Origin of the sequence: Pseudorhizobium banfieldiae (assembly GCF_000967425.1) — a bacterium.
Lineage (GTDB): Bacteria > Pseudomonadota > Alphaproteobacteria > Rhizobiales > Rhizobiaceae > Neorhizobium > Neorhizobium banfieldiae.
Genome location: NZ_FO082820.1, coordinates 2595162 through 2608129 on the forward strand (window position 1 = coordinate 2595162; position 12968 = coordinate 2608129).

At 61.7% G+C, this 12968-nt stretch carries 13 protein-coding genes and 1 other RNA gene; 9 read left to right on the forward strand and 5 right to left on the reverse strand.

Annotated elements, in window-relative coordinates:
- Window positions 1–224 precede the first annotated feature (224 nt).
- Complete coding sequence (locus NT26_RS12830) at window positions 225–1043, forward strand: ion transporter (protein ID WP_052639240.1); 819 nt, start codon at window positions 225–227, stop codon at window positions 1041–1043.
- An 82-nt stretch (window positions 1044–1125) separates the two neighbouring features.
- Here NT26_RS12830 and ssrS read toward each other — a convergent pair.
- From ssrS to NT26_RS12840, 3 genes are all read right to left on the reverse strand, one after another.
- Window positions 1126–1284, reverse strand: a non-coding RNA gene (ssrS, locus tag NT26_RS22180) — 6S RNA.
- 49 nt (window positions 1285–1333) lie between these two features.
- The gene (locus NT26_RS12835; protein WP_052639242.1) at window positions 1334–1708 is read right to left on the reverse strand and encodes a cell division protein ZapA; all 375 of its coding nucleotides are present in this window, start codon (window positions 1706–1708) and stop codon (window positions 1334–1336) included.
- Window positions 1709–1731: 23 nt separating this feature from the next.
- Window positions 1732–2004 carry a DUF4164 domain-containing protein gene (locus tag NT26_RS12840; RefSeq protein ID WP_052639244.1) on the reverse strand — a complete coding sequence of 91 codons (273 nt, stop codon included), beginning with the start codon at window positions 2002–2004 and terminating at the stop codon, window positions 1732–1734.
- Between the two features lie 318 nt (window positions 2005–2322).
- Between NT26_RS12840 and tkt the strand changes: the two genes are divergently transcribed.
- The 5 genes from tkt to NT26_RS12865 all read left to right on the forward strand — a co-directional run bounded on the left by tkt (window position 2323) and on the right by NT26_RS12865 (window position 9852).
- A complete protein-coding gene (gene tkt / locus NT26_RS12845) occupies window positions 2323–4305 on the forward strand; it encodes a transketolase (protein ID WP_052639246.1) in 1983 nt (660 codons plus the stop codon).
- A gap of 64 nt (window positions 4306–4369) precedes the next feature.
- Complete coding sequence (gene gap / locus NT26_RS12850; RefSeq protein WP_052639248.1) at window positions 4370–5374, forward strand: type I glyceraldehyde-3-phosphate dehydrogenase; 1005 nt, start codon at window positions 4370–4372, stop codon at window positions 5372–5374.
- A gap of 230 nt (window positions 5375–5604) precedes the next feature.
- A complete protein-coding gene (locus NT26_RS12855; protein WP_052642166.1) occupies window positions 5605–7452 on the forward strand; it encodes a potassium/proton antiporter in 1848 nt (615 codons plus the stop codon).
- Window positions 7453–7539: 87 nt separating this feature from the next.
- Window positions 7540–8736, forward strand: coding sequence for a phosphoglycerate kinase (locus NT26_RS12860; protein ID WP_052639250.1), 1197 nt, complete (start codon window positions 7540–7542; stop codon window positions 8734–8736).
- 219 nt (window positions 8737–8955) lie between these two features.
- Window positions 8956–9852, forward strand: coding sequence for a fructose bisphosphate aldolase (locus NT26_RS12865; RefSeq protein WP_052639252.1), 897 nt, complete (start codon window positions 8956–8958; stop codon window positions 9850–9852).
- 114 nt (window positions 9853–9966) lie between these two features.
- Here NT26_RS12865 and NT26_RS23010 read toward each other — a convergent pair whose 3' ends face one another.
- The gene (locus NT26_RS23010; protein WP_172972456.1) at window positions 9967–10128 is read right to left on the reverse strand and encodes a hypothetical protein; all 162 of its coding nucleotides are present in this window, start codon (window positions 10126–10128) and stop codon (window positions 9967–9969) included.
- Window positions 10129–10313: 185 nt separating this feature from the next.
- Here NT26_RS23010 and NT26_RS12870 point away from each other — a divergent pair, with 185 nt between their 5' ends.
- The 3 genes from NT26_RS12870 (at window position 10314) to rcdA (ending at window position 12623) form a co-directional block, all read left to right on the forward strand.
- On the forward strand, window positions 10314–11591 hold the full coding sequence (locus NT26_RS12870; protein WP_052639254.1) for an MFS transporter: 1278 nt from the start codon (window positions 10314–10316) through the stop codon (window positions 11589–11591).
- Window positions 11588–11779 carry a DUF1192 domain-containing protein gene (locus NT26_RS12875; RefSeq protein ID WP_052639256.1) on the forward strand — a complete coding sequence of 64 codons (192 nt, stop codon included), beginning with the start codon at window positions 11588–11590 and terminating at the stop codon, window positions 11777–11779. The genes NT26_RS12870 and NT26_RS12875 overlap by 4 nt, the downstream gene beginning before the upstream one ends.
- Window positions 11780–12113: 334 nt before the next feature.
- The gene (gene rcdA, locus NT26_RS12880; protein ID WP_052639258.1) at window positions 12114–12623 is read left to right on the forward strand and encodes a protease adaptor protein RcdA; all 510 of its coding nucleotides are present in this window, start codon (window positions 12114–12116) and stop codon (window positions 12621–12623) included.
- Between the two features lie 120 nt (window positions 12624–12743).
- On the opposite strand, the gene rpmE is transcribed toward rcdA, so the two are convergent.
- The gene (rpmE, locus tag NT26_RS12885; RefSeq protein ID WP_052639260.1) at window positions 12744–12965 is read right to left on the reverse strand and encodes a 50S ribosomal protein L31; all 222 of its coding nucleotides are present in this window, start codon (window positions 12963–12965) and stop codon (window positions 12744–12746) included.
- Window positions 12966–12968: the final 3 nt, after the last annotated feature.

The window sequence follows — 12968 nt, forward strand, 5'->3', positions numbered from 1 at the left end:
GTCGCCCAAGGACCCCAGAGTACCTGTCCCTTTGAATTGCCTCTCTCGACCCTGATCGAGAGGCCATTCTTACCCTTTGGGGCGCGGCTCAGGAAAGACGACGATCGCCGCAGATACCCATAGTATATTTACCAGGCCAATCCTGGCCGCAGCGGGCATAGACGCCCTTGACGAAATAAGCTCGCCGGCATCTTCATCTGCGCGATTTCAGGGGAAGATTGCAAATGCGTGAAACGCTCGTCCGACTGCTCGCCTCCCGGCTATGGGAACAGGTGATCATCACCATCATCGTTTTGAACTCGATTGTCCTGGGTTTAATGACTTACCCCGGGATCGTCGCGGCCTATGGAGCCGTCCTGCAGTTCCTCGACGCCGTGATCCTCGCCATCTTCGTGGTGGAACTGGTGTTGCGCATCTACGCGTTTGGTCCACGGTTCTTCCGCGATCCCTGGAGTCTGTTCGACTTTTCGGTCGTGGCGATTGCACTCATTCCCGCCACTGGCCCGTTCCAGGTGCTCCGTGCCCTGCGCATCCTGCGGGCGCTGCGGCTGATCTCGACAATGCCGGCGCTGCGCCGGGTGGTCGGAGGTCTCATCTCCGCCCTGCCCGGCATGAGTTCGATCCTGGTTCTGATGGCAATGCTGTTCTACGTCGCCGCGGTCATGGGCACCAACCTCTTCGGTCAGAGCTTTCCCGACTGGTTCGGCACCCTGTCGGCTTCGCTCTACACCCTTTTCCAGGTGATGACTTTGGAGAGTTGGTCCATGGGCATTGTCAGACCGGTGATGGAGGTCCATCCGCAGGCCTGGGCCTTCTTCGTGCCGTTCATCCTGCTGTCTACCTACGCAGTCCTGAACCTTTTCATCGGTGTCATTGTGTCCGCCATGCAGCAGGAATCCGAAGCCTCCGCCTCCGCCGACCGGCAGGTTCTTCACGACGATACGGTTACGATACTGGCGGAAATCAGGGCGCTCCGCAGCGAGGTGGAAGCCCTGCGGACGGAAGGTGCCTTCAGGCATGGCCGCGATGGTGAAACTGTCTGATGGCGAAACGCGGCGGATGGCCGCTCCTGCCCGAAACGGCCGCCACCCGTGTTCATGCGCGTTCTAGAAAGACATCAGAGAAGTGCGATCCACGGCAACCGATGGAGAGTTACGATCCTGGGTGCCTACAAACGTAGGTGGGCGCCATATGTCCAAGCCCACGGGCCTGGTCAGGGACAGCTCCCTTTGGATCGAGTATGGCCCCAGGGATTGTGGTTCCTGTCGTGAGGCGCAGACCGCATCCAAGATATAGGCGCAAAACCGGCCTTGCGCCAGTGGCCGTCGCGGTTTCAATTAAGTGAAGTCGTCGGCCCCGTCAGCTTGGCGGCCAGCGAGTCCAGTCGGCCGGTCAGTTCGCTGAGCGTCGACACCAGGACCTGCTCATTTTGGTCGCGGTCCTCCAGAGCGCCTGCCCGGGCAGAGTTGAGCTTCTCCACCTCCGCCTCCAGGTTTGCCACCTTGCGCGACAGCTCGGACAGTTCATCCATGACCATGATTCCGGCCATGACCGTGATCCGCAGGTCACCGATCTCGCCGAACTGGCATTTCAGATGGCCCACATATTGGTCGAAACTGGCCGCGAGCCCGGTCAGGTGGTCTTCCTGCCCCTCCTCGCAGGCCATGCGGTAGGCCTTGCCGTCGATCGTAACCGTCACCTGGGCCATGTCTCACTTCCCCTGTCGCGCCGTCAGCGATCCAGAACTGCGCGGATTGTTTCCATTGCGGTGACGAGCCGACGGGAGACCTCGCGGTTGACCTCTTCCAGCCGGTTCGCACGGAACTGCGACTGGTCGAGCTCCTGCGCCAGGCGCGCCCGGTCCTCATGCACCCGCCGCACCTCGCCCTCGATCTCGCTGTTCTGGCGCTGGTGCTCGATGCGCATGTCGACCGCATTCTCCAGGCGGCCAATGACAGCAGCCAGTTCCGCGAGCGCCTGATCCAACGTCTTGTCCGCCGGCATCCATGTCTTCCGTTGAATATGGCCCATGCGCCGACTCGGAACGGCGTCATCTGCCGAGAATGTCGTCAGCCTATTCTTGCCGACCCGAGGGGTCAACAAAACCGCGACCTGGTGCGCGTCAATCCTGTGAATCGTCGAGTACGCTGGAACCAGTGATACTGGTCGCGAAGCCCTTGCGGGACTTACGATCGCCGGTCTCTGCGGCATCCTGGGAGTGCCGGGTTTGTTGACTTGTGCGGCGCACCTGCTAAGGATCAGCCCGCTTTCATCCGGTCCCCGTCAGGACCGTGAACGACACCCGGAAACAGCGGAATAGCCATGATCTCTCGCGAAAAACACAATCGGATGGCGAACGCGATCCGCTTCCTCTCCATGGATGCAGTCGAGAAGGCCAATTCCGGCCATCCGGGCCTGCCCATGGGCGCCGCTGACGTCGCGACCGTCCTGTTCACCCGCTACATGAACTTCGACCCGAAGAACCCGCTCTGGCCCGACCGCGATCGTTTCGTGCTGTCGGCGGGCCATGGGTCGATGCTCCTTTATTCCCTGCTCTACCTGACGGGCTACGACGACATCACCATCGACGACCTCAAGGAATTCCGCCAGCTTGGTTCCAAGACGGCCGGCCATCCCGAATACGGCCATATCTCGGGGATCGAGACCACCACCGGTCCGCTTGGGCAAGGACTGGCCAATGCCGTCGGCATGGCGATCGCCGAGCGCAAGCTGGCCGAGGAATTTGGCCCAGAACTTCAGGATCACCACACCTATGTGCTTGCCGGCGACGGCTGCCTGATGGAGGGGATCAGCCAGGAGGCTATCGCGCTTGCCGGGCACCTGAAGCTCAACAAGCTCATCGTCTTCTGGGACGACAATTCCATCACCATCGACGGTGCCGTCTCACTGTCGGATTCCACCGACCAGATCGCCCGCTTCAAGGCGGTCAACTGGAACACGATCCAGGTCGACGGCCACGATCCGGACGCCATCGGTGCAGCCATCGAGGCGGCCCAGATCTCAGACAAGCCGACCCTCATTGCCTGCAAGACCGTGATCGGCTTTGGCGCGCCCAACAAGCAGGGGTCGCACAAGGTGCATGGCAGCCCGCTCGGCGCCGAAGAGATCGCCGCCGCGCGCAAGTCGCTGGGATGGGAGGCGGACGCCTTCAACGTCCCGGCCGACGTCCTCGACGCATGGCGCCTCGCCGGGCTGCGCTCCACCAAGGTTCGCAAGGAATGGGAGGAGCGCCTCGCGGCCTCCCCAACCGAAAAGCGCGCAGAGTTCGTCCGTCGTTTCGCCGGCGACCTGCCGGGAAGCTTCGACAGCACGATCGATACCTTCAAGAAAAAGCTTGCTGAAAACAATCCGACGGTGGCCACTCGCAAGGCGTCGGAAGATGTTCTCGAAGTCGTCAACGGGCTTCTGCCCGAAGTCTTGGGCGGGTCCGCCGACCTGACGCCGTCGAACAACACCAAGACCAGCCAGATGAAGGCGATCACGCCGACCGATTTCTCGGGACGCTATATCCACTACGGCATCCGCGAACACGGCATGGCCGCGGCAATGAACGGTATTGCCCTGCACGGAGGCCTGATCCCCTATGGTGGCGGCTTCCTGATCTTCTCGGATTATTGCCGGCCCTCCGTGCGTCTGGCCGCCCTCATGGGCATCCGCGTCGTTCACGTGTGGACGCATGATTCCATCGGCGTCGGCGAAGACGGCCCGACCCACCAGCCGATCGAGCATCTCGCGTCGCTGCGGGCGATCCCGAACCTGCTCCTCTTCCGTCCGGCCGACGAAACCGAGACCGCCGAATGCTGGCAGCTCGCGCTGAAGGAAAAGAAGCGTCCGTCCGGTCTGGCCCTGACGCGCCAGAACCTGACGCCCGTCCGCCAAGACTACGAGGAAAAGAACCTCTGCGCCTATGGCGCCTACGACCTGATCTCGGCCAGCGATGCCAAAGTGACGATCTTTGCATCGGGTTCCGAGGTCGAGATCGCCGTCAAGGCTGCCGGACAACTCAATCAGAAGGGCGTCGCGACCCGTGTTGTCTCGGTGCCCTGTGTGGAACTGTTCATGGAACAGCCCGACGATTATCGCGAGGCGATCATCGGAACCTCGCCGGTCAAGATCGCCGTGGAGGCGGCTGTCCGGGAAGGCTGGGATGCCCTGATCGGTTCCGACGGCATCTTCATCGGCATGAAGTCCTTCGGGGCATCCGCGCCGGGCAAGGATCTCTACAAGCATTTCGGCATAACGGCGGAAGCCGTGGTGGCGGCGGCCGAGAAGCGACTTTCCTGAAGCCGTTCCTTCGCGTCAGCAAGGTTGAACCATACGTTACGACAGTCAGACGGGAGTATGTGAAATGACAGTGAAAGTGGGCATCAACGGTTTTGGCCGCATCGGCCGCAACGTCCTGCGCGCGATCCAGGAATCCGGCCGCACCGACATCGAAGTCGTGGCCATCAACGATCTGGGCCCGGTCGAGACCAACGCCCACCTGCTGCGCTATGACAGCGTGCACGGCAAGTTTCCGGCCGAGGTGCGGGTGGAAGGTGACACGATCGTCGTCGGCGGCGGCAAGCCGATCAAGGTGACCGCGGTCAAGGACCCGAAGGAACTGCCCTGGGGTGATGTCGACATCGCCATGGAGTGCACCGGCATCTTCACCTCCAAGGAGAAGGCCTCGCTCCACCTCTCCAACGGTTCGAAGCGGGTCCTCGTCTCGGCCCCGGCGGACGGCGCGGACAAGACCATCGTCTACGGCGTCAACCACGACACGCTGACGAAGGACGACCTCGTCGTTTCCAACGCGTCCTGCACGACCAACTGCCTGGCACCTGTCGCCTATGTCCTGCACAAGGCATTCGGCATCGAGAAGGGCTACATGACGACGGTTCACTCCTACACGGGTGACCAGCCGACGCTCGACACCATGCACAAGGATCTCTACCGCGCCCGCGCCGCGGCCCTGTCGATGATCCCGACGTCCACGGGTGCCGCCAAGGCTGTCGGCCTCGTCCTGCCGGAACTGAAGGGCAAGCTCGACGGCTCGGCGATCCGCGTGCCCACCCCGAACGTCTCGGTCGTCGACCTGAAGTTCATCCCGTCGCGCAACGTCACCAAGGAAGAAGTCAACGAGGCGATCAAGGCTGCCGCCGAAGGCGAGCTGAAGGGCATCCTCGATTACGTCACCGGGCCGCTGGTTTCGATCGACTTCAACCACGATGCCCATTCTTCGAACTTCGCGGCTGACCAGACCAAGGTTCTGGAAGGCAACCTCGTGCGTATCCTCACCTGGTACGACAACGAGTGGGGCTTCTCCAACCGCATGTCCGATACGGCTGTTGCCATGGGCAAGCTCATCTAGGCTCGCCATAGATCGAGATTACGGAAAGCGGCGACCGGCACCGGTTCGCCGCTTTTTCTTTTGCCCGCCCTTCTGTTGCCGGATTTGTTCCCGCCTTATCTATTGCTGGTACGATTCTTTCCGTTCACGGAAAATCCACGACAATATGCTGCTTGGTGGCTCAGGCGCGCGCCGTCAGTGACGGTGCAAGCGGGACGTGAGCCGTACGGAAAGGGGTGAAGGCGAAGATGGTGGAGGCATTCTATATACTCTTGCTGGTGGGCACGATCCTCGTGCTGGTCGCCGCCTTCTCCAGCTTGATTGCCTTCCGCTTCGGTGCGCCGCTGCTGCTTGTCTTTCTGTCGATCGGCCTCATAGCCGGCGTCGACGGTCTCGGCATTTCCTTCGACAACTTCGCGTTTGCCTACATGCTGGGGTCGCTTGCGCTCGCAGTCATCCTGTTCGATTCGGGCTTCGGGACATCGGTTCACTCCTTCCGCGTCGCCGCATGGCCTGCGCTCACCCTTGCCTCGATAGGCGTGGTCCTGACCGCCTCGCTCTTCGCATTCGGCGCCATGCTGCTGCTCGACCTCACTTGGCTAGAGGGCCTTCTGCTCGGCTCCATCGTCGGTTCTACCGATGCGGCGGCTGTCTTCTTCCTGCTGCGCATCGGCGGCATCAACATCCGCGACCAGGTCCGGTCTACGCTGGAAGTGGAATCCGGCACCAACGACCCCATGGCGATCTTCCTGACGATTGCACTTGTCGAGGTGCTAGCCAGTGGGGAAGGCATCTCCGGCCTCAACGCAGACTTCCTGATGCTGTTCATAGAGCAGATGGCGCTCGGCCTGATCTTCGGCCTGCTGGGCGGCATGATGATCGTCTGGATCCTCAACCGCTTTACCTCCGACCGCAGCCTCGCACCCATCTTCGCGCTCGCCCTCGGCCTTCTCGTCTTCGCCTTCACGGGCGCGATCGGCGGCAGCGGCTTCCTGGCCGTCTATGTCGCTGGCATTTATTCCGGCAACCGCAAGATCTTCGCGCGGGAAGCCATCGCTCGCTTCCACGCCGGACTGACCTGGCTTGCCCAGATCATCATGTTCATCGTACTCGGACTGCTTGCCACCCCCTCTCAGTTCCCCTCAATCGCCATCCCGGCGATACTCCTCGGGCTCTTCCTGGTCTTCATCGCCCGCCCGCTGGCAGTCTGGCTGAGCCTCCTGCCCTTCCAGATGACGCAGCAGGAGACGGGCTTCGTGGCCTGGGTAGGCTTGCGCGGCGCGGTCTCGATCCTCCTCGCCATCCTGCCGCTGCTCGGCGGCATGGAAAACGGCCTCCTGTTCTTCAACACTGCCTTCATCATCGTCATGGTCTCGCTGGTTCTGCAGGGCTGGACCATCAAGCCCGTGGCGCGCAAGCTCGGGCTGATCATTCCGCCGCGCATGGGCGAGGTCGACAAGATCGAGCTCGACCTGCCGGGCAAGTCGACCCATGAACTCATTTCATATCGAGTTATGAAAGAGAGCCCTGTCCTGCGGGGCGAACGGATCCCGCGCTGGGCCATGCCGTCGCTCGTCATCCGCGACGGTCGCAGCATGCGCTATCAGTACGCGGGCCGCCTGCAGGAGGGTGACCAGGTCTACCTGTTCGTCACGCCGAACTACATCCGCTTGCTGGACCGCCTTTTTGCCAGTCGCGCACCGGTGGAAGAGGACGACGAGGATTTCTTCGGCGCCTTCTCGATTTCGCCGTCCCGACCCGCCAAGGAACTGGATGCCGCCTATGGGCCAGGCCTTCTGTCCCCGACCGAGCAGCACATGACCATCGCGGATCTCCTGACGCATCGGCTCGGGGGAAGAGCGGAATATGCCGACCGGGTCCGCTTCGGATCCGTGGTGCTGATCGTGCGGGATCTCGACGAACAGGACGCCATCAAGAGCGTCGGCGTTTCCCTCGAGCCGGTAGAACCGGCCACGGCCCTGCCCGTGTTCATCAACATGCGCGAGATCGCCCACCGAATCCGCGATCGGCTCCGGCAGTATCGCGGCAAATCGGCCAAGCCGCCGGAGGCAGGCCATCGCGGCGAGGAGAGTCACTAAGGCGCGACGGCGCTGCGGCTCAATGCCTTGCGCGACGGATCAGGAATAGTATGGTCCGTCGCGACCCAGTGCCTACGAGGATCATCCATGCCTGCTTTCAAGACTCTTGACGACCTCACCGACATTGCCGGGAAGCGTGTGCTCCTGCGCGTCGATCTCAATGTTCCGGTTGCAGACGGTGAAGTGACCGATGCAACCCGTATCGAGCGCGTCGCGCCGACAATCCGTGAGCTCTCCGACAAGGGGGCCAAGGTGATCCTGCTCGCGCATTTCGGCCGTCCCAAGGGAGCAGTGGTCCCAGATATGTCCTTGTCGGTAATCTCGTCGGCGGTAGAACAGGTTCTGGACCACGCCGTCTTCTTTGCCTCCGACTGCATCGGAGCGCCAGCCGAGGAGGCCATCTCCGCGATGAACAACGGCGATATCCTGCTCCTCGAAAACACGCGCTTTCACAAGGGCGAGGAGAAGAACGATCCCGACTTCACCGCGGCACTCGCGAAGAACGGGGACATCTACGTCAACGACGCCTTTTCCGCCGCCCATCGCGCCCACGCATCGACCGAGGGTCTGGCCCATCACCTGCCCTCCTATGCCGGGCGCACGATGCAGGCGGAGCTCGAGGCTCTCGAAAAGGGCCTCGGCAACCCCGCCCGTCCCGTGGTCGCGATCGTCGGCGGCGCCAAGGTGTCCACCAAGATCGACCTCCTGATGAACCTCGTGAAGAAGGTGGACGCGCTGGTCATCGGCGGCGGCATGGCGAACACCTTCCTGGCCGCCCGCGGCGTTTCCGTCGGCAAGTCGCTGTGCGAGCACGATCTTGCGACGACCGCGAACAACATCATGGCAGAAGCGGAAGCCTCCGGCTGCGCCATCGTCCTGCCGGTAGACGGTGTCATCGCCCGGGAGTTCAAGGCGGACGCCGAGAGCGAAGTGGTGGCCATCGACGCAATCCCGGCCGATGCGATGGTGCTGGACGTGGGACCGGAGTCCATCGAGAAGGTCAATGACTGGATCTCCAAGGCGCAGACGCTGGTCTGGAACGGGCCGCTTGGGGCATTCGAGATCGCGCCCTTCGACAGGGCAACTGTCGCGGCTGCCCGTCACGCTGCGGAGGAGACGCGGTCCGGCAGGCTCGTGTCGATCGCTGGTGGCGGCGATACGGTCGCTGCCCTGAACCACGCCGGCGTCGCAGACGACTTCACCTATATCTCGACGGCGGGCGGCGCCTTCCTCGAGTGGATGGAAGGCAAGGAGCTTCCGGGCGTCGCGGTGCTCGCGAAGTAAGAGAAGCATTGAAAGCGCGTAAGCTAGGGGCCAGCGCGCCTTCATCAACCACGTTTAAAACATTTAGAGATTTTAAACGATTGAAATAATTTCAATCGTTTCAAACAATTAGACCGGGATTTGCCTCTCACGCAACTTCTGATATCGCCCGATCACGGTTTACGGAAAACAAAAACAGCGATGTGCGCGTATGGCGCCGTTTTGGGATAGGAGTAAGATATGGTCGACGCGAAGATGTTGGGAAAGATCAGCTCGGCACCGGGCTTCATCGCGGCTCTCGACCAGAGCGGTGGCTCGACTCCGAAGGCCCTGAGCCTCTACGGCATCTCGGAATCCGACTACCAGGGCGACGAAGAGATGTTCCGCCTGATGCATGCCATGCGCGTCCGCATCATGAGCGCGCCCGCCTTTACCGGGGACAAGGTCATCGGCGCTATCCTGTTCGAACGCACCATGGATGGTGACGTCGACGGGCAGCCCGTCCCCTCCTACCTCTGGGAAAAGCGCGGCGTCGTTCCGTTCCTCAAGGTCGACAAGGGCCTGGAGGCGGAGCAGAACGGCGTCCAGATGATGAAGGCCATGCCTGATCTTGATGCGCTCCTGGTCCGCGGTCGCGAGAAGGGCATCTTCGGTACCAAGATGCGCTCGGTGATTGCGGAAGCCGACAAGGCAGGAATCGCCGCCGTGGTGAAGCAGCAGTTCGAGGTGGGTCGCCAGATCATCGGCCAGGGCCTCGTGCCGATCATCGAGCCTGAAGTCTCGATCAAGAGCCCGACGAAGGAAGAGGCCGAGGCGATCCTGCGAGATGAGATCGCGCAGCAGCTCGACAAGCTCCCGACGGGTGAGAACGTCATGCTGAAGCTGACGATCCCGACGGTGGCGGATTTCTACGCGCCGCTCATCGCCCACAAGTCGGTGATCCGCGTCGTTGCCCTTTCCGGCGGCTACACCACCGCGGACGCCTGTGAGAAGCTGAGCCATAACCGTGGCATGATCGCCAGCTTCTCACGCGCGCTGACGGAAAAGCTGCGCGTTTCCATGAGTGACGCGGAGTTTAATTCCAGCCTGGCCGAAACGATCGATCAGATCTACGCCGCAAGCGTCAACAAGGCCTGAGGCCAGGCCGAAGCCAGCGGCAGGAATGCGAAGGCTTCTTGGCGGACCACCCGCACATATCATAGGCCGCGCCGTCATCGGCGCGGCCTTTTCCGTGATCGATCCAGGAAGCGGCTAGGTCAGGTCCCTCGCCAGCAGGGTCACGGCCCAGATCACGATCGCAGCCACGGCGATCTTCCAGAAATCGGCTCTGCGCCTCAGCCCCGGCAGCCCGAGCGGCCTGATGATATGGACCAGCATGGCTAGCAGCAGAAGGAGACCGATCGCCTTCGTCATTGAATATCTCCCAAGCACCAGCTCCGTCACAGGCTGGTCATCTTTGCTGGCCACCAATGCGCAGCACCGAATCGGCTATGCCGGAACGTTGTCACCGCCCGTTAATCCTCGATTGACGGCAGACGCAACATATAATCCCCTGTCCCTCCCGAAGCCTGCTGGATGGAAGAAGCTGGTCATGAACGATGCGACGTAATCTCCTCCCCATTCTGGCGCTCCTGACGAGCACGCTCTTCCTGTTCCTCGGCAACGGGCTGCAGGGTCTGCTGCTCCCGGTCCGCGGCTCGGCCGAAGGCTATTCGAACGAGATCCTCGGCCTGATCGGCACCACCTGGGCGACGGGTTTCGTCGTCGGCTGCTTCGTCGCTCCGAACCTCGTGCGCCGCATCGGCCATGTGCGTGCGTTTGCGGGTTTCGGGGCCCTCATATGCCTCAACGTCCTGCTCACCGGCATCCTCGTCGACCAGACGGCCTGGCTGATCCTGCGTGCCGTTACCGGCTTCTGCACCGCCGGCACCTCGATGATCATCGAAAGCTGGCTGAACGAGCGCGCCACGAACGAGAGCCGGGGGGCGATCTTCTCCTTCTATATCTCGATCACCCTGTTCGGTGTGGTCGGCGGGCAGATGATGGTGCCCTTTGCAGACGTGTCGACACCCATCCTGTTCATGATCTGCGGCATCCTCTACTGCCTTGCGATCATCCCGACAGCCGTATCGAGGGCAGCGTCACCACAGCCCCTGAAGCGCGTGCGGCTTGACCTCAAGGGCCTTTACCGGAACTCGCCCGTTTCCTTCATCGCCATCCTGCTGATCGGAACCGCCAATGGCGCCTATGGCACGCTGGTGGCGGTTTTCGGTGCCCGCGCCGGACTGACGGAAGACATGATCGCAATCATGGTCAGTGTCACGATCCTGGCCGGTGCCGTGGCGCAGTTCCCTGCGGGCCGCCTGTCGGACCGCATGGACCGCCGATATGTCCTCGCAGGCCTGGCAGGCCTTGGAGCGGTCGCCGGCGTAGGATTGAGCGTCTTCCAGCCCGCAAACGTCTACATGATCCTGATCCTTGTCAGCCTCTATGGAGCGGCGGCCAACGCACTTTATCCCATTGCTGTCGCCCATGCGAACGACCATGCCTCGTCCGAAGATTTCGTGAAGATTTCCGGTGGTCTGCTCCTCCTCTACGGAGTGGGCACGATAATCGGGCCGTCCCTCGGCGGTCCGGTCATGACCTGGCTCGGCCCCCACGCGCTCTTCGCCGTCACCGCGCTTTCCCATATCCTGGTGACCGCCTATGCGATCTTCAGAAGCCGGATCAGGGCGCCGGTACCGGTGGAGGAACGCGACAGCTATGCCGGCTCGCCGGCACTTGCGCCTTCCTTGACGACTCCGGAGAGCCTGCTGCTTAATCCTCGTGCGGCCGAAGGCGGCAGTGATCAGGATCAGGAGAGGACAGCGTCATGAGCTTCATGGATGACGACAGACCGAAGAAGCCGGTTTCCCACGAGATCGGTTGCGAACTGGACGCCCTGTCGGCCGATGAACTCGACAGGCGAATTGCACTCCTGCAGGACGAAATCCGTCGCCTGGAGGCGGAAAAGCAGAAGAAAGCAGCCGGCCGACGCGCTGCGGACAGTTTCTTCCGCTCCTGATGTGCAGGAACGGGACTTTATCCTGAATCCTTTCTTTCTTTAACCGGATGTTAATCATTAACGTAGAGGATGATGAACATCCGGGCTTCCTGGATTCAGACGGTTTCACCGCGTGGCGAATAGGTCTGACTTTCTCCCTGTTTTACCTTGAGAGCCGCTTTCGCGGCTCTTCTTTTTGGCGTTCCAAGCAAAGGTGTGGGTATTAACCCTTCCTTAAGAAACGCCTTGCGGTTTCCCGCTATAAACCCCATCTTAACTTCGAGAAGAGGCGCCAGGGAACTTTCCTTTCCCGCGGTCATTGCCTGTATTGTGATGCGTTAGCAGGATGATTTCGATGTCCGAACACGGATTGAACACTGTCAACTTCGCAGGCCGCGCCGCAGCCTCGTCGCAGTTCAAGGCGCTATATACCGAGGGCATGTCGCTGGTCGAAGAGACCGCGAGCTACCTCGATGGCCCCGGTCGCGCCGCCTCCAAGGTCCTGCCGCGTGTGGCTTCGGTCCTCTACGCAGCCGAATCCATGCGCCTGACCACCCGCCTGATGCAGATGGCCTCGTGGCTCCTGCTGCAGCGCGCCGTCAACAATGGCGAGATGAGCCGCGATCAGGTCCTTGCCGAAAAGAACAAGGTCCGCCTCGATGGCTTCAACGTCGACAAGAACGCGCCGGGCTGGCTCGACCTGCCCGAAGGCTTCCGTGACCTTGTCGAGCGTTCGCTGCGATTGCAGAATCGCGTCGCCCTGCTCGATCGTGAAATTTACCGCCCGGGCGACGCCCCAGTGCCGAGCAACGAGAATGGCGTTCGTGCCCAGTTGAACCTGCTGCACACAGCCTTCGGCGCCTGAAAATACTGACGCTTTCGCGAAAGGCGGGTTATGGCCCGCCTTTTTTTGTTTTGCGCCAACCGCTGGGCACAAAAAAACCCGGCCGGAGCCGGGTCTTTCAAAACTGATTCAGCACAAGGCTTAGAGGCCGAGGCCGCCGAAGCGCTTGTTGAACTTGGAAACGCGGCCGCCGCGGTCCATGAGCTGCTGGTTGCCGCCGGTCCAGGCCGGGTGCGACTTCGGATCGATTTCAAGGTTCATGGTGGCGCCTTCCGAACCCCAGGTCGAGCGGGTTTCGTACTCGGTGCCGTCGGTCATGACGACCTTGATCGTGTGGTATTGCGGATGGATGTCAGCCTTCATGTC